This window comes from Stomatobaculum longum, assembly GCA_000242235.1.
Lineage (GTDB): Bacteria > Bacillota > Clostridia > Lachnospirales > Lachnospiraceae > Moryella > Moryella longum.
Genome location: JH590861.1, coordinates 441007 through 464067 on the forward strand (window position 1 = coordinate 441007; position 23061 = coordinate 464067).

Annotated in this window: 18 protein-coding genes; all 18 read right to left on the reverse strand. The window is 59.2% G+C overall.

What is annotated here, in order from left to right:
• Positions 1–17: 17 nt before the first annotated feature.
• Positions 18–2252, reverse strand: a complete 2235-nt coding sequence (gene nrdD, locus HMPREF9623_RS01940; protein WP_009532208.1) for an anaerobic ribonucleoside-triphosphate reductase — start codon at positions 2250–2252, stop codon at positions 18–20.
• 271 nt (positions 2253–2523) lie between these two features.
• Positions 2524–4029, reverse strand: coding sequence for a sensor histidine kinase (locus tag HMPREF9623_RS01945; RefSeq protein ID WP_009532209.1), 1506 nt, complete (start codon positions 4027–4029; stop codon positions 2524–2526).
• The gene (locus HMPREF9623_RS01950) at positions 4026–4715 is read right to left on the reverse strand and encodes a response regulator transcription factor (RefSeq protein ID WP_009532210.1); all 690 of its coding nucleotides are present in this window, start codon (positions 4713–4715) and stop codon (positions 4026–4028) included. The genes HMPREF9623_RS01945 and HMPREF9623_RS01950 overlap by 4 nt, the downstream gene beginning before the upstream one ends.
• Entirely contained in the window at positions 4712–6499 is a 1788-nt protein-coding gene (gene aspS, locus HMPREF9623_RS01955) for an aspartate--tRNA ligase (protein WP_009532211.1), read from the reverse strand. The genes HMPREF9623_RS01950 and aspS overlap by 4 nt, the downstream gene beginning before the upstream one ends.
• A 15-nt stretch (positions 6500–6514) precedes the next feature.
• Entirely contained in the window at positions 6515–7768 is a 1254-nt protein-coding gene (gene hisS / locus HMPREF9623_RS01960; RefSeq protein ID WP_009532212.1) for a histidine--tRNA ligase, read from the reverse strand.
• Between the two features lie 48 nt (positions 7769–7816).
• Entirely contained in the window at positions 7817–9283 is a 1467-nt protein-coding gene (hemZ, locus tag HMPREF9623_RS01965) for a coproporphyrinogen dehydrogenase HemZ (protein ID WP_009532213.1), read from the reverse strand.
• A 15-nt stretch (positions 9284–9298) separates the two neighbouring features.
• A complete protein-coding gene (locus tag HMPREF9623_RS01970; RefSeq protein WP_009532214.1) occupies positions 9299–9940 on the reverse strand; it encodes an MBL fold metallo-hydrolase in 642 nt (213 codons plus the stop codon).
• A 3-nt stretch (positions 9941–9943) separates the two neighbouring features.
• Positions 9944–12208: a RelA/SpoT family protein gene (locus HMPREF9623_RS01975; protein WP_009532215.1), complete on the reverse strand. Its 2265-nt coding sequence runs from the start codon at positions 12206–12208 to the stop codon at positions 9944–9946.
• A 90-nt stretch (positions 12209–12298) separates the two neighbouring features.
• Positions 12299–13084, reverse strand: coding sequence for an adenosylcobinamide-GDP ribazoletransferase (locus tag HMPREF9623_RS01980; RefSeq protein WP_009532216.1), 786 nt, complete (start codon positions 13082–13084; stop codon positions 12299–12301).
• Positions 13081–13626 (reverse strand): bifunctional adenosylcobinamide kinase/adenosylcobinamide-phosphate guanylyltransferase, encoded by a 546-nt coding sequence (locus HMPREF9623_RS01985; RefSeq protein ID WP_009532217.1) that lies wholly within the window; start codon positions 13624–13626, stop codon positions 13081–13083. Before HMPREF9623_RS01985 ends, HMPREF9623_RS01980 begins: the two co-directional genes overlap by 4 nt.
• On the reverse strand, positions 13620–14951 hold the full coding sequence (locus tag HMPREF9623_RS01990; RefSeq protein WP_009532218.1) for a cobyrinate a,c-diamide synthase: 1332 nt from the start codon (positions 14949–14951) through the stop codon (positions 13620–13622). Before HMPREF9623_RS01990 ends, HMPREF9623_RS01985 begins: the two co-directional genes overlap by 7 nt.
• Entirely contained in the window at positions 14939–17194 is a 2256-nt protein-coding gene (gene cobK, locus HMPREF9623_RS10755; RefSeq protein WP_009532219.1) for a precorrin-6A reductase, read from the reverse strand. Before cobK ends, HMPREF9623_RS01990 begins: the two co-directional genes overlap by 13 nt.
• Positions 17191–18405 carry a cobalt-precorrin-5B (C(1))-methyltransferase CbiD gene (gene cbiD / locus HMPREF9623_RS02000; protein WP_009532220.1) on the reverse strand — a complete coding sequence of 405 codons (1215 nt, stop codon included), beginning with the start codon at positions 18403–18405 and terminating at the stop codon, positions 17191–17193. The genes cobK and cbiD overlap by 4 nt, the downstream gene beginning before the upstream one ends.
• Positions 18402–18926 (reverse strand): cob(I)yrinic acid a,c-diamide adenosyltransferase, encoded by a 525-nt coding sequence (locus HMPREF9623_RS02005; RefSeq protein WP_009532221.1) that lies wholly within the window; start codon positions 18924–18926, stop codon positions 18402–18404. Before HMPREF9623_RS02005 ends, cbiD begins: the two co-directional genes overlap by 4 nt.
• Before the next feature lie 90 nt (positions 18927–19016).
• Positions 19017–19541, reverse strand: a complete 525-nt coding sequence (locus HMPREF9623_RS02010) for an adenine phosphoribosyltransferase (protein ID WP_009532222.1) — start codon at positions 19539–19541, stop codon at positions 19017–19019.
• Positions 19542–19586: 45 nt separating this feature from the next.
• A complete protein-coding gene (gene recJ / locus HMPREF9623_RS02015) occupies positions 19587–21305 on the reverse strand; it encodes a single-stranded-DNA-specific exonuclease RecJ (protein ID WP_009532223.1) in 1719 nt (572 codons plus the stop codon).
• A gap of 21 nt (positions 21306–21326) precedes the next feature.
• Positions 21327–22052 carry a ribonuclease domain-containing protein gene (locus tag HMPREF9623_RS02020; RefSeq protein WP_242822149.1) on the reverse strand — a complete coding sequence of 242 codons (726 nt, stop codon included), beginning with the start codon at positions 22050–22052 and terminating at the stop codon, positions 21327–21329.
• Positions 22053–22069: 17 nt separating this feature from the next.
• Positions 22070–22990, reverse strand: a complete 921-nt coding sequence (gene trxB, locus HMPREF9623_RS02025) for a thioredoxin-disulfide reductase (protein ID WP_009532225.1) — start codon at positions 22988–22990, stop codon at positions 22070–22072.
• Positions 22991–23061 lie beyond the last annotated feature (71 nt).

The following is a 23061-nucleotide window of genomic DNA, read 5'->3' on the forward strand; positions in this document are numbered from 1 at the left end:
GCTTCCTCCTCCGTGTCTCAGTCCGCGACGCTCTTGCAGCCCGCCTCCCGCTTTGCGGTCGAGACATGCAGGACGCGGTCGCGAATCTCCTGCGTTCTTCCCTGGTTCCAGAACTGCGTGCCGATGTAGCCGCAGGTTCTCCGCGCGACAAAGAGCTTCTCCTGGTCACGATTGCCGCAGTTCGGGCACTCCCAGACCAACTTGCCGTTTTCATTCTCGCGAATCTTGATTTCGCCGTCGTAGCCGCAGACCTGGCAGTAATCGCTCTTCGTGTTGAGCTCCGCATACATGATGTGATCGTAGATGTAGCGCATAATCGAGAGCACCGCCGGAATGTTGTTCTGCAGATTCGGCACCTCGACATAGCTGATCGCACCGCCCGGCGAGAGCTTCTGGAAATCCGCCTCAAACGAAAGCTTCTGGAACGCATCGACTTTCTCGCTCACATGGACATGATAGCTGTTCGTGATATAGTTCTTGTCCGTAACGCCCGGGATGACGCCGAAGCGCTTCTGCAGGCACTTTGCGAACTTGTAGGTTGTGGACTCCATCGGCGTGCCGTAAATCGAATAGCTGATATTCTCGGCAGCTCTCCACTCCTCGCACTTCTCGTTCAGGCGCTGCATGACCTTGAGTGCGAACGGGCGGCCGGTCTCCTCATCGGTGTGGCTCTTGCCCGTCATCCGCATGCACATCTCGTAGAGACCCGCATAGCCGAGCGAAATGGTCGAATAGTTGTCAAACAGGAGCTTGTCGATGGTCTCGCCCTTCTTTAAGCGTGCGAGTGCGCCGTGCTGCCAGAGGATAGGCGCGACATCGGAAACCGTGCCGAGCAGTCTCTCGTGGCGGCAGCGGAGCGCGCGGTGGCAGAGCTCCAGTCTCTCCTCGAGAATCTCCCAGAACTTGTCCATGTCGCCGTACGAAGAGCAGGCGACATCGACGAGGTTAATCGTCACAACGCCCTGATTAAAGCGGCCGTAGTACTTGTGCTTGCCGTTCTCGCCGAGCCCCTTGAGATCCGGCGTCAGGAAGGAGCGGCAGCCCATGCACGGGAAGACATCGCCGTTCTTGTACTCCTTCATCTTCTTTGCCGAGATGTAATCCGGCACGAGACGCTTCGAGGTGCACTCCGCCGCGAGCTCGGTAAGCTCCCAGTACGGCGCGTCCTCGGTGATATTGTCCTCATCGAGCACATAGATTAACTTCGGGAATGCTGGAGTAATCCAGACGCCCTTCTCGTTCTTCACGCCGCGCATTCTCTGCAGCAGCACTTCGCGGATGATGCTCGCGAGGTCGTCGCGAAGGCGACCCTCCGGCACCTCATCGAGGTACATGAACATCGTGACAAACGGCGCCTGGCCGTTGCAGGTCATCAGCGTGATCAGCTGGTACTGAATAGTCTGGATGCCGCTCCGGATTTCTTCCTGCAGTCTCCGCTCGGTGATGCGGTCCACAATCTCATCGTCCGCAGGCTCGCCGCAGAGCGCTCTCTCCTCGAGGACCGCCTTGCGAATCTTCTGACGGCTCACGTCGACAAAGGGCGCGAGGTGCGATAGCGTGAAGGACTGGCCGCCGTACTGGTTCGAAGCAACCTGCGCGACAATCTGGGTCGTGACATTGCAGGCTGTGAAGAAGCTGTGCGGCTTCTCAATCATGGTCTCGCTGATTACGGTGCCGTTCTGCAGCATGTCCTCCAGATTGATGAGGTCACAGTTGTGCTCGCGCTGCGCATAGTAGTCGGAGTCGTGGAAGTGAATCAGTCCCTCCTCGTGCGCCTTCACAATCTCCTCGGGGAGCAGAATGCGGCGCGTCAGATCCTTCGAGACTTCGCCCGCCATGTAGTCGCGCTGCGTCGAGTTGATGACCGGATTCTTGTTCGAATTCTCCTGCTTCACCTCTTCGTTCGCCTGATCGATCAGGGAGAGGATGCCCTCGTCCGTCGTATTCGCATTGCGCGCCAGGCTTCTCTTGTAGCGATAGCGGATATACTTCTGCGCAACCTCAAACCCGCGCATCTCCATGATGCCGGTCTCGACCATCTCCTGAATGTCCTCGACATTGACGGCGCGCTTAATCTTCACGACCTCCGCCGCAATCTTGTCGGCAATGGCCTGAATCTGATAGGGATTCATCTGGTGAATCGGATCCACCTCGCGATTGGCAGCCTCGATCGCATTGACAATCTTGGTGATATCGAATTCCACTTCCTGTCCGTTGCGCTTGATTACATTGGTTCTGACCTTGGTTTCCATCCCGATTTCCTCTCTAAAAACACGGTCCACACTATATATGGATTTAAAACAAAATAGAAGCCCCATAAATGGGGCTTCTATAGTTTACCTTGCTTTGGCAGAATTTGGAACATGGCAAAGCGCTGAAACGCCCGACCAAAACGCGCGCCTTCGCGCTACGGAAATCGGCAGAGTTCACAAGAATCAAAATGCAATCGGCAAAATACACAAGCTTTTTCGCATCCTTTCGTCGAACTACCACATATAGTTTCTTATTTCGAAACTTTTCCCTTTATTTGTGTTCCTCGCTGTTTGTCTGCACCGCACGCGGCAGCTCAAACCAGAACAGCACGCCGGACGGACAATTCTCGACGCCGCAGGGCATGTTGTGCTGGGTCATAATCGCGCGCACGATCGAGAGCCCGATTCCGCTCCCGCCGTACTTCCGGGTATGTGCCTTGTCGACCTTGTAGAATTTTTCAAAGAGTCTGCCGAGATCCTCCTCGGGAATCCGCTTTCCGCTGTTATAGACCTCGCAGCGCACCCGCTCCCCCCGCGGCAAAAGACGCACGATGACTTCGCCGCCCTCTTCCACATGGTGGAACGCATTGCTCACATAGTTCATCAGCACTTCGTCAATCCGAAACGCATCCGCCCGCACCGAAATGCCTGTATCGGGTGCCTCGAGCGAAACCTTCGCCCCGCTCTCTTCGGCGAGCACCTTGGTCTTCCGGAGCACACTCTCCGCGCTCTCCCGGAGATCAAAGACCTCCATATTGAGATCCAGCTTGTCGGACTCAAGCTGGGAAAGTGTGAGGAGCTGGCGCACGAGTTTGTTCATGCGCCCCGCCTCGTCGAGAATCACGCCGAGATACTGCTCGCGCATCTCTTTTTCTTCGCAGAGCCCGTCCTCGAGCCCCTCCGCATAGCCCTGTATCAGGGCGATCGGGGTTTTCAGCTCATGCGAGACATTCGCGATGAATTCCCGCCGCATCCGGTCAATCTCCTCCTGATGCGCGAGGTCGTCGCGGAGCTTCCGGTTTGCCTCCCTGAGCTCCGAAACGGCTATTTCCAGTTGCTCTGCCATGCTGTTCATGTTGTTGCCGAGCACGCCGATTTCATCTTCGTTCTGACCGCGGTAGCGCACCGAAAAATCCATATGTCCCAGCTTCTCGGAGATCGCCGCAAGCGAGCGTATGGGTCCTGTGATGCGGGAGGTCATGCCCCAGACCAGAAAGACGCCGAACAAGAGGGTCAGGGCGCCCATGTAAAGAAGAAAGCGGTTTGCAAGCCGCACACTCTCCTTCAGATTGGCGACCGGCGTCGTCATGAGGAGCAAGGTCTGGTTGTCGGAGAGATAGGCAAAGCAGTCGATATTCGCGCTCTGGCTGCCGTCGTCGTAGGCCTGCAGTATGGTATAGCTCTCCGTCTTCTTTAAGACGAGCGTCTTTCCGTCCTCATCCTGCCGGAACAGATAGCGCTGTACCCGCTGATAGAGGCGGCTTTTGCCGTTTTCGGTGCTCTGCAGGAGCTTTGAATTCGCCGAGTCGACGAGCGCCACCGTGATGTTATAGCGGCTGCTGTAATAGCGGAGCAGCTCTTCCATCTCCGTAGAGTCCGTTCCCTTCGACGCCGCGATTTCATCGAGTGTATGGTAGGCGTTCTCGAGATCCAGCACCTTCTGCCGCCGGTAAAAACGCTCGAGCCCGAAGCTGTTCACGAGAAACAGCACTGCCATGAGCACCGCGAGCACCGCAAAGATCAGCGCGGTGAAGCGGAGCCGTATCGAGTGTTTCACGCTTCCTCCGGCTCGAACTTATAGCCCATGCCCCAGATGGTCCGAATCAGCGCGCCCTTTTCTCCCATCTTCGCGCGGAGCTTCTTCACATGCGTGTCGATGGTGCGCGCGTCGCCGAAGTAGTCGTAATTCCAGACATGGTTCAGAATCTTTTCCCGCGAGAGCGCAATGCCCTGATTCTCGAGGAAGTAGCGGAGCAGCTCAAATTCCTTGAAGCTGAGCTCCACCTTTTTGCCGTCGACCGTGACCTCGTGGGCGCGCTCGTCGAGGCAGATGCCGGCCGCTTCAAGCTGCTCGTCGCCCGTCCCCGCGGAGGTGCGCTTCAGAATCGCGTCGATTCTCGCGAGCAGTACCTTCGGGCTGAAGGGTTTTGCGATGTACTCATCCGCGCCGAGCGAAAAGCCCTGGAGCTCATCCTGCTCTTCGGCGCGCGCGGTCAGCATGAGCACCGGCACATCCGAGATGTGTCGAAGTTCTTTCAAAGTCTCAAAACCGTCCATCTCCGGCATCATGACATCGAGGAGAATCAGCGCGATGTCCGGTTCCCGCTGGAATACTTCGAGCGCCTCTCTGCCGTTTTCCGCCTCCAGCACCTGAAAGCCCTTCATCCGGAGATAATCACGGACCAGCGCGCGCATGCGCGCCTCATCGTCCGCAATCAGAATTTTTCTGTTCTCGCTGCTCACGCCTTGTTCTCCCGGAAGCAGAGGGACAGCTCTTCCATCTGCTTCTCCTCAACCACATCCGGTGCGTTCATCATGAGATCCGAGGCGTCCTTGACCTTCGGGAAGGCAATGACGTCGCGAATGGTATCCGCCCCTGCCATCAGCATTGCGAGGCGGTCCAGGCCGTAGGCGAGGCCTGCATGCGGCGGTACGCCGTAACGGAAGGCTTCGAGCAGGAAGCCGAAGCGCTCCTCCGCGACCTCTCTCGTGAGACCCAGAACCTCGAACATTTTCTCCTGGATGTCCGAGCGGTGAATACGAACCGAGCCGCCGCCGATTTCATTGCCGTTTAAGACAATGTCATAGGCCTCGGCGCGAACCGCACCCGGATCACTGTCAATCTTATCCCAGTCCTCTTCCATCGGCATCGTGAACGGATGGTGCATCGCCTTGAAGCGCTGCTCCTCCTCCGACCACTCAAGGAGCGGGAATTCCGTAATCCAGACAAAGCGGAACTCGTTCTTATCGAAGAGTTCAAGCTGCCGTCCGAGCTCGAGCCGGAGTGCGCCGAGCACATCGAAGACGACTTTGTTCTTGTCCGCTGCAAAGAGCAGAAGGTCGCCGTTCTCGCCGCCCATTGCCTTGATTAACGCCTGCATCTCCTCTTCCTTCAGGAACTTTGCGAACGAGGACTTTACGCTGCCGTCCTCCTGGATTGCGACATAGGCGAGACCCTTTGCGCCGTAGCCCTTCGCATACTCGACGAGCGCGTCGATCTTTTTCCGCGGCATGTGGCCCTGTCCCTTGACATTCAGGCCGCGAACGCTGCCGCCGGCATCGAGCGCACCCGAGAAGACCGCGAACTCGCAACCCTTCACCGTCTCGGAGACATCGGTGATCTCCATGCCGAAGCGGAGATCCGGCTTATCGGAGCCGTAGCGCCCCATCGCCTCTCTCCAGGTCATGCGCTGAATCGGAAGCTTCACCTCGACGCCGAGCACTTCCTTGAAAATCGTGTGCAGGAGCTTTTCGTTGACCGCGAGCACATCGTCCGCGTTCACAAAAGAGAGCTCCATATCGACCTGCGTGAACTCCGGCTGACGGTCCGCGCGGAGGTCCTCGTCGCGGTAGCAGCGCGCCAGCTGGAAGTAACGGTCATAGCCGGAGCACATGAGGAGCTGCTTTAAGAGCTGGGGCGACTGCGGCAGTGCGTACATGCTGCCCGGGTGGACACGGCTCGGCACGAGATAGTCGCGCGCGCCCTCGGGCGTCGACTTAATGAGCGTCGGGGTCTCGATCTCGAGGAAGCCCTCGCCGGTCATAAAGCGGCGAATCTCCGCCGCAATCTTCGAGCGCAGCATGATTCTCGCCTGCAAATCCGGACGGCGAAGGTCTAAGAAACGGTACTTTAAGCGGAGCTCTTCTCTGGTCTTCGTGTTCTCCTCGATCGGGAAGGGCGGCGTCTCGGACTCCGAGAGAATACGGAGCGTCTTGGCCCGCACCTCGAGTTCACCGGTCGGGAGCTTCGGGTTCGGGTCGGAGCGGCGCTCCAGGCGTCCCTCGACCGCGATGCAGTACTCGCTCTTTAAGCTCTGCGCCTTGTGAAACACCTCTTCGCCGCAGTCATCTTCCTCAAAAATAAGCTGCAGAATCCCGCTGCGGTCGCGGAGATCGGTGAACACGACGCCGCCCTTATTGCGGCTCCGCTGCACCCAGCCCATGACCGTGACTTCGCTGCCGAGGGTTGCGCCGACAACCTCCCCGCAGCGATGTGTTCTCTTTAAACCTCTCATTGACTCCGACATACTGTATCTCCCCTCTTATGCCTCAAAATAATCCCGGAATACGGTATAGCCCTGCTGCGAGAGCTGTTCCCGCTGAAACTTCTTGTTCTTTGCCATCTTCGTGACCAGCACGTCTTTTCCCTCTGCGCGGAGTGCTTCGGCTTCTTGCAGCGCTTCGGTGCGGCGCGCTGCAGAGAGCTTCTTGTCGAGCAAAATCGCAACCTTTTCTTTCTGCGTGGGAATCACATACTGCTGATCCATGAGAATCGCAATGATGCGCTCAAAACCGATTGAGAAGCCGCAGGCCGGGACATCCGTGCCCGTGAACTTGCCGACCATCTTGTCGTAGCGGCCGCCGCCCGCGACCGAACCGCCGAAGCCTTCCATCGAAACCTCGAAGATGGTACCGGTGTAATAGCCCATGCCGCGCACCAGAGTCGGATCGAACTGTACCTTGACCGCGCCGCAGCTCACGCTCTGCACAGCCTCCATGATCTCCGCGAGTCCCTCCGCCGTACCGGGCTCCAGGAAATCGCCGAGCTTTTCGCCGAGAGAACGAACCGCTGCCGCGTCGGTGCCGAGGTCTTTTAACAGACCGAGATACTGATCTGCCGACGCCTCGGACGCGCCGTTCTCAATGAGCTCCGCGCGCACGCCGTCGGTACCGATTTTATCCATCTTGTCGAGCGTGATTAAGACGCCGTCCTCCTGCCCCGCCGGGAAGCCCGCGAAGGCCACCATCGCGCGGAGTATCTTCCGGTCGTTCACGCGGACCAGAAAGTCATTCTCCGGCACGAGTTTCTTCAGGGTCTTCGCAATCGCGAGAATCAGCTCGATTTCCGCGAGATTGCTCTCTTCGCCGAGAATGTCGATATCGCACTGCGTGAACTGCCGGTATCTGCCCTTCTGCGGGCGGTCCGCTCTCCAGACCGAACCGCACTGCAGTGCCTTAAAGGGGCTCGGCAGCTTTGCCGCGTTGTTCGCATAGTAGCGGGTCAGCGGAAGCGTCAGGTCATAGCGGAGGCCGCTGTCACAGAGATCCTCTTCGCCCGCCGCGTCCGCGAGACGAAGCTTCTCGCCGCGCTTCAAAATCTTGAAAATCAGCTTCTCGTTGTCGCCGCCCTGCTTGCTCGTCAGATTTTCTATGTGCTCCACGCAGGGGGTCTCCATCGGCGTAAAGCCGAAACTCCGGTAAGTCTCCTTGATCACACCGATCAGATAATCCCGCAGTGTCATCTCGTCCGGCAGAATATCTTTCATTCCGGTGACCGGCTGCTTTTTTAAACTCATCGCCTTGCCCTCCTTGTTTTCTCTTCGACTGTTATAACCCTATCTCCTTTATCCTAACACATCTCCCGCGAGGGCGCGCTGCTTTTTTGCGAGCAGTTCCGGTAAGCGCTCGACATAGAGCGCCGGATCCTTGACATTTTCAAGGCGGTCATACTGCCCCTCGCCGCGCATCACGCGGGTTGTCGTACCCGCGCCACAGCCCACAATGGTCTCGAGTTCCTCCATAATCAGAATGTTATAGAGTCCCTCTTTGCCGGGACGACACCACCCCACATTTTCGAGATTGCCCGCCATATTTTTCTGCCGGTACAGGTAATAGGGCGAGAGCCCCATCTCCTCGCAGTAGGAGGCGGCGAGTTCCACCATCTGATTGGCATCGCCGTAGCGGACATCCCGGTAGTCTTCGCGCTTCGTGTTGAGACGCGCCGCCCGCTTTAAGGCGAGGCTATGGATGGTCACATCGTCCGGCGACAGCGCGCATATGCCCTCCATGGTGCGCCGCACATCCGCCTCGGTCTCGTTCGGCAGCCCCATGATGAGATCGGTGTTAATGTTATCAAAGCCAAGCTCTCTTGCCAGCGCAAAACTCTCCGTGAACTGCTCGACCGTGTGAAAGCGCCCGATTAAGTCAAGCGTCGCCTGCTTTAAGGTCTGGGGGTTGATGCTGATCCGGTCTACACCGGCCTCCCGAAGCGCGAGCAGTTTCTCGCGGGTAATGCTGTCCGGGCGCCCGGCTTCCACCGTAAACTCCCGGCAGGCCGAGAAGTCAAAGGTCTCGCACACAAAGAGAAGCAGCGAGCGGAGCTCCTCGGCCGTAAGACTGGTCGGCGTGCCGCCGCCCACATAGACCGCGTCGAGACGCCTGCCCGCCATCATCTCCGCCGTTAAACGGAGTTCCTCCCGGAGCGCCGCGAGGTAGGGCGCTGCCTTGTTTTTTCCCGCCGGATAGGAGGGAAAGGAACAGTAGAGGCAGGTGGTCGGGCAGAACGGAATGCCGATATAGAGACTGTAGCCGGTCGTAAAGTCGAGCCCCCGGATTGCGCGCAGCTCATTTTCCGCAGTCCTCACGCAGAGCGCATTTCTCGCATTGCTCAAAAAGAAATCGCGTTTAAATTCGGCGCGAATCTCTTCTGCCGTCTTGCCCCGCTGCAACAGGTTAAGAGCGAGCTTTGCCGGGCGTATGCCGGTCAGGGTGCCCCAGGGGAGTTCTTTTCCCGTGAGCGCCGAAAGAGTCCGGTAGAGCGCCCGCTTTAATTCGTTTTTGGAGGTAAGGCGCTCGGAAAACCACGGACTCTCAAACGAAAGCCGCTCGCCGCGGTCCGTCAGCAAGGTGGCATGATAGGTTCCGAGGCGTCCGGCCTCTTCGTTCCCGGCCTCCGCTTCCGCCGTCATGATACAAGAAATCATGGCGTCTTGTTCCGGCACATGACTGAAGCTCTGTCCCGGAAAAAACGCCATGAAAAGTTCCCGGACGTCCTGTTCGAAGGGGACGTCCCGTAATTGTAAGGATATCATCTGTTTTGCCCTGTCTCAGTAATAGAAAATCGGGTTGCTCTTCCGCTCTTCGCCTATGCTGGTCTGTCCCATGTGACCGGGGAGCACGAGCGTGTCCGCCGGCAACTCGAACAGGCGATCCAGCGAGCGCTTTAAGCTCGCCATATTTCCGCCCGGCAAATCGACGCGCCCGAACGAGCCCTCGAATAAGGTATCGCCCGAGAACAGTAGCTTCTCCGCCGGAAAATAATAGCAGCAGGAGCCCGCCGTGTGTCCCGGCGTAAAGAGCACTTCGATTTCGGTGCCGAGGAAAGAAAGCTTTTCCTTGTCGTGAAACAGGCGGTCCGCCTTGAGCGAGAGTCCCTGCCGAAGCCATCTCGCATCGCCGTTTAATTCCGGATTCCGTAGCGTCTCTGCCTCGGTCTCGGCAGCGCAGAGCGGCACTTGAAAGGCATCCCGGAGCGCCGACGCCGCGAGCACATGGTCAAAGTGCCCGTGGGTCAGCAGAAGCGCCTTGAGCGAAAGGTCCCGCTCCCGGATGACTTTCTCGATCTGCGCGGCATCGTCCGCGGGATCGATCAGCAGAGCCTCCTTGCTGTCTTTATTCCAGATCAGATAGCAATTGGTCTCCACCATGCCCAGTGTCATACAAAGAATCGAAAGTCTGCTCTCTTCCATGGCTCAAACCCTCTCAATGTCAATGATGCCTTCGCACTGCCGTATCTTATCCTGCAGGGAGCGCAGTTCCTCCGCCGAGCCGATGTCAAAGCTCAGGTTCATGGTCGCGATGTCCTGCTTCGAAGTGCGCGTGTTAATCGCCTTGATGTCTATGCCGCGCTCGGTAAAGACGCGGGTGATGTCGACAAAAAGCCCTGTGCGGTTGTGCGCGATGACGCGGATACTCGCGAGGTACTTGGTCGCCTCGCCCTCCGGCACCTGCCACTCGGCCGGAATGAGGCGCGCGCGCTCCGCCTCCGGGAGCGACAGAATGTTGATGCAGTCGGTGCGGTGAATTGTGATGCCTCTGCCGCGCGTCACAAAGCCGACAATCTCATCGCCCGGCACCGGCGCGCAGCAGCGCGAGAAGTGAACGGCCAGGTCGTGGATGCCCTTGACGACAATGCCGTTGCCGGACTTCCGGAGTGTCGCCTCCGTATTCTCCTTGTTGTAGGCCTCGATGTTGGCGAGCACCGTCTCATCGGAGATCTGCTTCGCGAGTACCTTTTTCCGCTCCTCGATCATGCGGTTCACGACCTGGCCTTCCTTCAGGCCGCCGTGTCCCACGGTCGCGAGCACGGCATCCCAGTCGTGCATCGAATAGCGGCGCAGCACCTTCTCCTGGTACTCCGGCCGGTTTAACTCATTCCAGTCCTGTCCGCGGCTCTTCGCATAAGCAGAGAGCAGCTCTTTGCCGCGCACAATGTTCTCTTCCTTGAGCTCGGTCTTGAACCACTGGTTAATCTTATTCCGCGCCTGCGAGCTCTTGGCCTGCTTCAGCCAGTCGCGGCTCGGTCCGCGCGAGTTCTGGGAGGTCAGAATCTCGATGCGGTCGCCGTTTTGAATCTGGTAGTCGAGCGGCACCATGCGCCCGTTGACGCGCGCGCCGACCATGCAGTTGCCGACTGCCGAGTGGATCGAGTAGGCAAAGTCAATCGGCGTCGAGCCGGTCGGCAGTGTCTTCACATCGCCGCCGGGCGTAAACGCATAGACCATGTCGGCAAACGGGTTCAGCTCGTTCTTCACGTCCGAGAGAAACTCCTTGTTGTCCGGCATCTCCCGCTGCCACTCGAGAATCTGGCGGAGCCAGCGCATTTTCTCGGCCTCGCCGCCGGTCAGGGTCGGGTTCTCGCCCTTTGCCTTCTCCTTGTACTTCCAGTGCGCCGCAATACCGTACTCTGCGACCTTATCCATCTCATAGGTGCGAATCTGCACCTCAAACGGCGTCCCGTTGTGGAACAGGACCGTCGTGTGCAGGGACTGGTAGCGGTTCGGCTTCGGGCGCGCAATGTAGTCCTTGAAGCGCTCCGAGAGCGGCGTAAAGTGCACATGGAGCTGACCGAGCGCCGCATAGCAGTCGTTTAAATCCTGCACGAGCACGCGGACCGCAAAGAGATCGTAGATCTCGTCAAAGGTCTTGTGCTGATTCACCATCTTCTTGTAAATCGAGAAGATGTGTTTTCTGCGCCCGATCACCGAACTCGGAATTTTGGAGGAGTTCATGATGCCCTGCACTTCCGCAATGATGGTCTCGAGCAGGCGCTCCGTGCTGTGGCTCTTCTCCTCGATTTTTTCTTCGAGATCCCGGTACGCTTTCGGCTCAAGATAGCGGAGCGCAAGGTCGTCGAGCTCCACCTTAAGGCGGCTGATACCGAGACGGTCGGCGAGCGGCGCATAGATTTCAAGCGTCTCTTTTGCCTTTTCGCGCTGTTTTTCCGGCCGCATATGCTGGAGCGTCCGCATATTGTGGAGGCGGTCCGCGAGTTTAATCAGGATCACGCGGATGTCCTGCGACATCGCGAGAAACATCTTCCGGAGATTCTCCGCCTGAATGTCGAGCTTGTCCGTGGTCCAGGTAATCTGGGTCAGCTTGGTCACGCCGTCCACAAGCACGGCGACATCCTCGCCGAATACGCGGGAAATCTGCTCTCTGGTCAGTATCGTGTCCTCGACGACATCGTGCAGGAGACCCGCGATAATGGTCTCTTTGTCAAGCTCCAAATCCGCTAAGATAATCGCGACGCAGAGCGGGTGAATAATATAGGGCTCGCCGGACTTCCGCTTCTGATCCATATGCGCATTTTTTGCGGTCATATAGGCGCGGTGAATCAGCGAGGTGTCATCCGAGGGATGATAGCGCTCAATGGCGGCAATCAGCTCCTCATACAGTAAATCCGGGTCTGTAAACTCTGCCGGATTTTCCAATTCTCTCAAGTTTCGCTCTTCCATCTTGTCCGGTTCCCCCCTTTCCCGGCGCCGCGCAAAGCCTCGGCGCTGTTTCTGAACTGCTCTTCCGCTTTCGGATATAGTAAGCTTCAATTATAAAGAGTTCAAACATGAAATGCAAGCTGCGGCAAACACAGCCGCGGCCTCGCAATTCGTGAGCAAAAAGCCCGCGAGATCCCCGGTCATACCGCCGAACGAGAACCGGGCGCGGCAGGCGCTGTAGAGCGCTGCGGCGAGCACGGCCGTCAGGATCAAAAAGCCTGTCAGCCATGTCCCTGTCAGAACGAGCAATCCACTCCCGAGAAACAGATAGAGAAGCGAGATGCCCAGCCCCCTCTGCCGCTGCTTCTCGGCCGTAAAGTCGTAGACCGTACCGGCGCCCCGCGCATTCGGGAGCACAAAAATCGAGAGTGCGCTGAGCGCGCGACTTAGAAGAAAACCGCAGAGGACCTGCGGCAGTAGCCGCACCGCCGCCCCGCTCGAAAATACAGTCTCCCAGGAGGCAAACACAGAGAGAAGCAGCAAACCGCCCTGCAGTACGGCGGCCGAACCGGCGTGGACATCCTTCAGAATCGCGAGCTTTTCCGCTTTGCCCTTCCAGGAGCCGAGCGCATCGACCGTGTCCAGAAAGCCGTCAAAGTGAATGCCGCCGGTGAAGAGGAGCGGTGCCGCCGTCATGAGAAAGGCAGAGAGCGGCGCCGAAACCCTGCCGAGTAGCAGGAAGCGCGCGATGCCGTATAAGAGCCCGCCCTCGATGACGCCGAGCAGCGGAAAGAAAAAGAGCACCATCGCCTTGCTCTCCTCGTCCCAGCGCACATTCGGCACCGGAAGCCGCGAGTACATCGCCGCGGCAATGCAAAAGGCGCGGAGATATTTCATGGCCCCTCCTTCCGTTTGAGACAGCGCACCGCTCCTAGTTCCGCGAGATACACCGCATCCGCACGCGCGGTGAGCGCATTCTGCAGCGCGGAAAAGATGCGCACATAGCGCTCGGTATCGGGATCTCCGTATCGCGGCTCTTCCGCGAGCAAGGCGCCGACCGGAATGAGTTGCCCGCACTTTTTTTCGAGCGCAAGCAGACTCTCGTTCAGCGCACAGAGCACGGTTTCCTCGCTTCGCTCCCCCGCCTCCGGCGAAAAAAGCTCGTTCCCGACGAGATTGCCGAGATCTTCCAAGAGAACCACAGCGTCCGCGGGCAGCGTGAGTTCGTGCACCGCGCGCGCTTTTTCGACGGTCACAAAGCCCTTTTCGGCGCGCTGTGCCCGGTGCTTTTCAATCCGCGCCGCCGCCTCCCTGCCGCCGCGCTCCATGGTCGCGAGATAGATGAGCGGACGCTTTGCTTCTTTCGCTGCGGCGGCGGCCGCCTCTTCCGCCGCCTCGGATTTCCCGCTCGCACTGCCGCCTGCGTAGAGCACTAGCATGTTGTTTCCTCGCGGCTTCGCCGGAAGGCGCGGCAGGCAGCCGCAAAGCGCGCCGCCGCCTTTCTTCCCGCTGCGTTCGCGAGGTAAAGGTGCGGGTAGCCCGCAAAGAGCGTCGCACTTCCCCGCACGCAGGGCCAGGACTTACTGCCGTTTGCCTTGGTCGCAACGCAGCTCCCGCCGTTCTCCGTCGCATCCCAGTAGTGGAACTCGTGCCCGCGGAGACTTCCGCCCGGGGCAAGCAACAAAGTCTCCTCTTCCGCCCAGACTTCGATATAGCCGAAGCGCTGCAGCTTCTCTGTCCGGAAGGCGCGGCCGGTGAGCGCCCCCGCCATTTCATACGGTATGCCGTTCATGTCCTCGAGACTTTCAAGCAGGTACATAAAGCCGCCGCACTCGGCGACCGTCGGAAGCCCGCCCCGCACGGCGTCCCGGATATCCTCCCGGAGCGAGACCTGGTTGCTGAGTGCCTCGGCATAGAGCTCCGGGTAGCCGCCCGGTAGCCAGAGTCCCGAGAGTCCGGCGGGCAGCGAGCGGTCCGAAAGCGGGCTGAAAAAGACCGGCTCTGCGCCGCATTCGGTCAGCACGCGCAGATTTTCCGGGTACAGAAACGAGAACGCCGCATCCCGCGCAATGCCGAGGCGAAAGGTCTTTGCCGATGCCCCCGTGCCCGTCCGGAACTCGGTCGGAAGCGTCTTTCGGAGTGCCTCCGCCATCTGCCGCGCAAAGCGACAAATCTCTTCGGTCTCGAGCGGCACCACGAGGCCCAGATGACGGCTTTTCAGTTCATGGCTCCGAAGCGACGGGAGGCAGCCGTACACCCTGACCCCGGCGAGCTCCGCCGGGAGCGCGGTCTCGGAAGCTGTGCCGTCCTTGCCGCCCTCGTTTAAGAGTATACCCGTTAGCCTTGCGCGGTCCTCCGGCGTCAGCGCTTCGATTTTTCGCGCTGCCTCGCCCTCCTGTCCCCGGGCGACCAGCAACAGCACGGGGACATCCAGCGTCCGCGCGACTTCGAGTGCCGAGGCCCTGTCCCCCTGTCCGGCAATGCCGTCCGTGAGCCCCATCGCGGCCTCGATGAGCAGAATATCCGCCTCGCTCCGATAGCGTGAAAAGGTCTCGCGGAGCTCGGATGAATCCAGAAAATACGGGTCCAGGTTAATGCAGGGGCGGCCGGTGATTGCGGTGTGAAACTGCGGGTCAATGTAATCCGGCCCTGTCTTATAGACCTGCACGGTCTTACCTGCCTGCCGCCAGAGCGCCGTGAGCCCCATGGTGACACTGGTCTTGCCCGCGCCGGACGTGAGTGCCGCGACCATCAGTCTTTGCATGTTCCGTCTCCTTCTATCAGAAAGAGCAGTGTCGGATTCTGCCCGAACAAGAGGTGATAGCGCCCCATCTTTTTGGTTTCGGCCGCGCTGAGCTGCAGGCACTGCGTCCGATACCCCACGCTCTCATAGGCCGCGCTGAGCGACGAGAGTTCCGAGACAGTCTCAAGACTCACCGCTGTTGCGACCACGCGCGCGGCGGGATTCTTTGCAAAAACGGTTCCGAAGATTTCTCCGATTTTGCCCGTGCTGCCGCCCACAAAGACGCAGTCCGGCGCCGGGAGATCTCGGAGCGCCTCCGGCGCATGTCCGAAGACCTGCTCTACCTGCGAGAGCGCAAAGCGCTCCATGTTTTTTCCGGTGAGCGAAAAGGCGGCCGCATCGCACTCGACGGCATAGACAATGCCGCGCGGCGCGGCCATCGCAAGTTCTGCGGTCATGCCGCCTGTGCCGCTCCCGATGTCATAACAGATACTGTCCTCTTGTACGCCGAGGAGCGAAATCGCGGCCGCGCGAATCTGCCGCTTGGTGAGCGGTGTCTTCTCCCGGAGAAAACAGTCGTCCGGGATGCCGGGCGCAAGCGGCCGTGCCTTGCAGCTGTCCGGCAGGGCAAGGTACAGGCAGAGCAGGGCGTGCGGCGGCAAGGCCGCAAATTCCGCTTCGAGCGCGCCCTCGCGAAGCTCTGATGCGCTGCAGGAAAACAGGATTTCGTCCGGCAGCGACAAATTTACGCCGAAGTGAAATTCCGCTTCCCCGGCGCCCGCCCTGCAGAGCGCTGCCGCGAGTGTTCTAAGCTCCGAGAGCTGTGCACTGCCCTCTAAGATGACAAACACCCGCCGCGCCCGCAGGAGAACCGGGAGCACAGCGTCCTTTTTCCCGTGCAGGCGAAGATCCGACACTGCCTCCGCCGAAAAGCCGAGGCGCGCAGCCAGACAGCTCTTGGACGAAATACCCGGCAGCACAACCGGCTCCCCAAGGCCTTCGTCCGCCAAGGCGCGCCGCAGCTTTTTGGTGAGCGAGAAAAATCCTGTGTCACCGCTGCAAAGCAGCACAATGTGTTCCGCCCGGCTCTCTGCGACCAGGCGCGCAATCTCCTCCGGCTTGTAGCTCGCAACCATCGGCGGCACCGCGAGACCCAGTTCCCGCAGAAACGCACCGGCGACGGCATTCATCCGGGACGCACCGATCATCAACCCGGCTTCCGCGATACACTGACCGGCCGCAAAGGTGAGCTGTGAAGTCTCGCCCGGACCTATACCGACAATCGTAACCCGCTTTTTCCCCGCTTCGGCTTCCGATTCAGCCTTGCCTTTCGTTTTGGGTTCTGTTTCCTTTTTGGGTTCCGCTTCCGTTTTGGGCTCGGCTTCCCCTTTGCTCTCTTTTCGGATTTCTGTTCGGCTTTCTTCTTGCATGCCCTCTCTCCTCTCCGGTGTCACACACGCCGCATACTGCGCCCGAAGGAGCGCCTTGATTTCGGAAAGGGTGTATCCTTCCCGCTCTGCCGGCCGACGGATTGCGACAAAGCAGATGCCGAGTTCCTCCGCGGCGCGCAGTTTTTCAAGATAGCCCCCCGGTTTCCCGGACTGCTTTGTAACCAGAAACTTTGCGCCGTATTGCTGTAACAAGGCCTGATTCAGCCGGACTGAGCTTCTGCCCTGCATCGCAATGATATGATCGGGCTGAATGCCGGCTTCCGCAGCCTTCCGAAGCGCTTCTTCTCCCGGCAAGATGCGGACCGTAAGCCGCTCGCGCGGCAGCGCCGCATAGGCCTTCAGCTCCTTGCTGCCGGTCGCGAGAAAAACAGCCCCCACCTTTGTCGCCAGCCAATCCGCCGCCTCTTGCTGGCTGTCAAAGAGGTGAAAACAACCGCGCGCGCGAAGCCGCGCCTCTATCTCTTCTGCCTCTTCCGCCTCCGAAGCACTGCCCTCGCCCCGCAAAATGCGATAATAGCGGACGCCCGCCGCCGCTGCCGCGGCACGGATATTCTTAGATACCTCGGTCGCAAACGGATGGGTCGCATCCAGGGCCGCAAAAAAGTCGCCGGTCCGAAGCAGGTTCTCCATTTCGGCCGCATCGAGCCGCCCGTACTCTGCGGGCAGTGCTTCCTCCCGAAGCAGCGCCTCGCCGTAATCCGTCGCGACATGGCTCAGCGCCGGAATGCCCGCATCTCTCAGCCAGAGCGCAAGCTCTCTTCCCTCTGTCGTGCCGCCAAAAAGCAGCACTCTGTTTTCACTGTCCTGTTTCATGTTTCCGTGCTCCTCTCCATCAGGCGTCGCGCGTTTTCGCTCTCCGCGAGTACACCGTCCTCCAAGGTATAGAATAAAATACCGACCTCTGTCTCTCCATGAGTCCGCACGGCGACCGCGCGCTCCATTGCCGCAAGCAGGCTCTCCGAAGTCGCCTCCAGGAAGCCGGACTCTTTCAACAGTCGCACGGCCTCGGTCGTGAGCCCCGCCTGCAAAACCGCGGTCACAAGTTCTTTCGGCGCGCCGACCCGGAAGGCATGAATCGCGAAGAGCTCGAGACGGCAGTCCGCCTCCCGCGAATGCGTATTCATAATGCCGCCCGCCAGTTTCACGAATTTTCCGATATGGCCCGCGAGCAGCACGCCCTTTGCGCCGTACTGTACCGCGGCATCGAGCGTCTCGCCGATAAAATTGCTCATCACGACAGGGTCCGCTGCCCCGACGCCGAAATGCCCCTCCAGAAAGTGAAGCCCGTAGCTCCCCGGCACCGCGAGGAAGTAAGGCCGCGCGGTCAAATGGAATTTTACATCCGTCACGATGGTCTCAATCAGCGCTCTCCGGCTCATCGGCCGGACAATGCCCTCGGTCCCGAGGATTGAGAGCCCGCCCTGTATGCCGAGTTTCGGATTAAAGGTCTTCTTTGCCTTCTCCTCCCCCTCCGGGCAGGAGAGGGTCACCACGATGCGCGCCGTGTCAGGGAGACTTTTGAAACTGCTCTCCCGATAGGCGCTTCGAACGGCCGCCGCAATCATATTCCGCGGCACGCGGTTGATGGCCGCCTCACCGACCGGCTGGTCGAGTCCCGGCTTGGTTACCGTGCCGATTCCCGTCCCGGCGCGGCACGCCACCGGAATTTCCGTTTCCTCCGAGCTCTCGGTTCCCGCGCTTTCTTCCGTGCCGACGCGCGCATAAAAGAGGAGTCCGTCCGTCACATCGGGGTCATCGCCCGCATCCTTTCGGACGGCCGCAACCGCACTTATTACGCCGTCTTCCGTCACCAGCTCCAGCGATTCAATCGGAATCGGCAGCACGGCACCGACCGGCGTCCGGATTGAAACCGCCTCTAACCGCTCTCCGGAAAAAAGCAGTGTCGCCGCCGCCAGTGCCGCCGCCGCAGCTGTCGTGCCCGTCGTGAACCCCGCGCGGAGCCGCTTGCCGTCCTCAAACGCCGCATAGGGGGCGAGCGCTTTTTCAAGTGCCTCGCTCCTCAAAACTCCACCCCCTCCCGGGCGGGGATTCCCTTGTCAAAGGGGTGCTTTCGCTTCACAATCTCCGAAACATAGTCCGCGCGGGACTTAAGTTCCTCCGGTGCATCCCGCCCGGTCAACACGAGCTCGAGGTCCTCCGGCTTACGGTCCAGAAAGTCGAGAAAGCGCTCCCGCGGAATGAGGCCCAGCCGGTAGGCCGCTATGCTCTCATCGAGAATCAGAAGCGCCGGTTTTTCCCGCTCGACCGCCTCTAAAATTTCCGCAAAGTAGCGCTGCACCGCCGCTCTTTCTTTTTCCTTCTCCGCGTCATCGAGCGTCCAGAAAAAGCCGAAGTGCTCCTCCAAGCGGAGGCAGTGCAGTTCCGGCAGCTTTTCGAGTGCAAGCAGTTCCCCCGAGCTCCCGTCCTTTAAAAACTGCGCGAGAAGCACGCGCTTTCCGTGTCCCGCCATGCGGAGCGCAAGTCCCATGGCCGCACTGGTCTTTCCCTTGCCGTCTCCGGTGTAAATATGGATACAAGCTCTCATCTTTTCCTCTCCGCCTTTCCGTCGCCGACGCATCACCCGCTCGGACTTTTCTTTGCAAAAAGCGCTGCCCGAAACGGACAGCGCCTACTCTTACTTTCCCTCGTAACTCACCAGCGAGAAGACCGGATAGCCCTTCAGTTTTTCTCTGCCGTGCAGCCCCTTTAACTCAATCACGAACAGCATTTTCACGACCTCGCCGCCGAGCTTCTCGATCAGGCGGACCATGGCCTCGGTCGTTCCGCCGGTCGCAATCAGATCGTCCACAATCACGACCCTCTGTCCCGGTTTGATTGCGTCCTTGTGGATTTCAATCGTCGCATGTCCGTACTCGAGTTCATACGTCTCCGAGATGGTCTCTGCCGGCAGTTTTCCCTGCTTCCGGATCGGAATAAACGGTTTGTACTCCGCATACGCGAGAGGCACGCCGAAGATAAAGCCGCGGGATTCCGGACCCACAACAAGATCGTAGTCAACGCCCCGCAGCGCTTCGCGAAGGCCGTCGACCGCGAGATGCAAGCCCTCCGCATCCTGCAGAATTGTCGTGATATCCCGGAACATGACACCGGGTTCCGGGAAGTCCGGAATGGTGCGAATATAATCCGCCACTGTCTTCATCGCTTTTCCTCCAAATGCGCAAATTTCAGCCCTTACTATAGCAGTTCAGCGTGCAAATTTCCATGCTTTCAGCACAAGTTGCAAATTCCGCCTGCCCATGTATTCGTTGATTTCCGGATAATACAAGACTGCGATTGAACGGCTTCCCTCCATCTCTGCGAGAAACGCATCGCCGTCGGTAAAGGCAAGCGCCTCCCGCACGGTTCCCGCCTCATCCTGCAGGGAAAGTTTCACGACATTCCGGTTTTTTCCGAGTACTCGCGCCGCGCGGATTCCGACATTCTTCTGCCCGAAACAGGGGCGCGCATTGCCCTGGCCGAACGGCTCCATGCGCGAGAGCTCTGTGACCAGCTCCTCGTTCGCATAGGCAAAGGGGAGCGCAATGTCAATCCACTGCGTCTCTGTGAGCTGCTCGTCGCTCAGCACCGCATTCCGATTGAGCTCCTCCCGAAAGCTCGTCAGTTCGGTCTCCGGAAGCGTGAGCCCCGCCGCCATCGGGTGTCCGCCGAACTTTGTGAGCAGCGGCGCCACTTCCTCGAGCGCGCGGAACATGTGATAGCCCTCTATGCTCCGCCCGGATCCCTTCAAGAATCCGGCCTCCTGACTGTCTGTCAGCACAAAGCTCGGACGGTAATACTTTTCCTTGAGCCGCCCCGCGATGATACCGGCGACCGACTCGTGGCAGTCTTTCAGGTAGACCACCAATACTTTCGGAAGTTCGGGCAGCGCGTCAATCTCCGCCGACGCCGCGCGGATGCCCTCCTCTGTCATCTGCTTCCGCCGGTCGTTCAGCGCTTTCAGACGCTCGGCCGCCGCTTCGGCGCTCTCCTCTCCGGTCTCCAGTAACATCGAGAGTCCGAGTTTTGCGCTCTCAAGCCGCCCGCCCGCGTTTAAGCAGGGTCCGATCACAAAGCCGATGTGGTAGGCGGATAGCGCCTCCGAATCCAACCCACAGCGCGCAATCAGCTTTCGGAGGCCCAAGTTATCGCAACTTCCGATTGCCTTTAAACCCTCGCGCACAATGATGCGGTTCTCTTTTTTTAGCGGCATCACATCGCCGACCGTCGCAATCGCCGCAAAGGGCAGAAAGACGCGCGCCTCCTCCCGTCGCTTCCCGAAGAACAGAAACAGCTCTTCAATCAGTTTCCAGGCAACCACCGCTCCGCAAATCGAGGCAAACGGATACTGCGAGCCCTCGCGCTTCGGGTCCACTACCGTATCGGCCGGCGGCAAGAGTTCTGCCCCGTCTTCGCCGTGCGCGACCTCATGGTGATCGGTCACAATCACGGTCAGCCCGGCATCCGCCGCGGCGGCAACCTCCTGCCGCGCCGCAATGCCGTTGTCACAGGTCACAATCGTATCAATGCCGTCCGCGACCGCGCGCTCCACCAGGCGCAAATTCAGCCCGTAGCCGTCCGCAATGCGGTCCGGAATATCATAGTCCGCAGCGGCGCCGAGCGCCCGCAGACCCTGTACCAGAATGTAGGTCGAGCAGACGCCGTCAATGTCATAATCGCCGATGATGCGAATCGGCGCTCTGCTCTGTATCTTCTCCGCCAGAATGCGGACGCTCTCCGCCATATCCGGCAGCAACACGCCGCGCGGTATGTCATCCAAAGTACCGGACAGGTATTCGCCGATTTCTTCTTCCGCGACGCCCCGGTTAATCAGAATCCGCGCCAACATCGGTGACACGGAAAAGCGGGTCGAAATCGCTCCGAAATCGGCCCGCTTGCTGTAAATCTTCCATCTGGTTTCTCGCATAGTTCTCCTCTATCTAATAGACTAATAGAGCTGCGTAAACGTCTTATAGTGATCCTCGGTGTAAAAGATGAGACCGTCGTTCGAGTAGACCAGACGCTTGGCATTTCGCCTGCCGCCCGTATAGTCGATATCACACTCGTAATAACGGCGCTCGCTCTTATCCGGGAGCTTTCCGTCGTAATTGCCGAAACGGGAACCGCCGACACTCATACCAGGAAACGCCTCGCCGAAATCCCCCTCGCCGAAACGGAAGCCCTGTTCCTCGGCTTCTTTCTTCGAGATGAAATTCTTCGGGAGCTTTCCGTATGTATGGAGGTAAAGCGCGACCTCATCGCGAGAGGTATAGCTTCCGTCCTCGCTGATCCCGTTTCCTGCCTCCGTACCGCGCTCCGACGCCCGCGTCTCGGAAGCACTCTTCTTTGCGGCGCGCGTCTCCTCGGCGGCTGTGCCCGCAAGAGCTTCACTTGTCTCTGCTTCGGACAGCGTTTCGGACGCTGTTGAAGCCGCGCCCTCGCTCTGCCGCTTGTCGGACTTCTTAGACTTCTTGGATTTTTTAGACTTCTTCTGTTTCTTCTTCGACTTCGCGGAACGACTCTCCGCGCTTTCCTTCTGCGTGCTCTCGGCTCCCGCCTTAACTTCCGTGCGCCCGGACTGACTCTCCGTCTGTCTCTCTGCGCTGCTTCCCTGTGCCGCACAGGCGACCAAGAGAAAGAGAACCGGGAGCAGAACCAGCAGGTGTTTGAACACCCGTATCACCCTGGCTCTCATTGTTCGGTCAGATAGCGCACGGCGCTCTCCACGGCATTCGCGCCGTCGGCAACCGCCGTAATCACCTGGCGGAGCTGCTTCTTCCGCACATCGCCCGCCGCGTAGACACCGGGCACATTGGTCTCACAGGTCTCGTCCGCAAGCACATAGCCGCGCTCATCCGTCTTGAGGAAGGGGAAGTTCCTTGACTCGGGGACAATGCCGACCGCGATAAAGAGGCCGTCGATCGCAAGTTCGGTCTCCGCGCCGCTCTTTTTGTTCTTCACGAGGATGGACTTTAATTGTCCCTCGCCGCGGATTTCTTCGACCGTCGAGTCGAGCACCAGCTCGATATTCTCCGCCGCGCGCACCTTGTCCTCGAGTACCTTGGCGCCGCGGAAACTGTCACGCCGGTGAATCAGATAGACCTTCCGACAGAGTCTCGCGAGATAGAGCGCATCGCCGAGCGCCACATCGCCGCCGCCGACCACGGCCGTGACCTTGTTCCGGTAGAAATTGCCGTCGCAAGTCGCACAGTAAGAGACGCCGCTGCCGGTCAGCTCCTTCTCTCCCGGCACACCGAGGAGAGAGTGCTCCGCGCCGCTCGCAATCACGACGGTTTTCGCCGTATAGTCCGCCTCCGCGCCGACCACGGTTCTGGTACCGTCCTCGTTGATGCGGACCTCTTTTACCTCATCGGTCACAAATGCGGTTCCGAGCTTCTCCGCATGCTCCCGGAACTTCTGTCCGAGCTCAAAACCGCCGATGCCCGGCAGTCCCGGATAGTTGTCCACTTCCAGGGTATTGATAATCTGACCGCCGCTGATCATCTGCTTTTCGATCACAATCAAATCCAACTTTGCTCTCTGTCCGTAAACCGCCGCCGCCAGTCCCGCGGGGCCGGACCCGATGATAATCATATCGTAAATCTGACTCATACTGCCTCACTTTCGTATATAAAAAGGGCGTGTGAACTACACGCCCATAGTCTAGCACAGCACTAGGAATT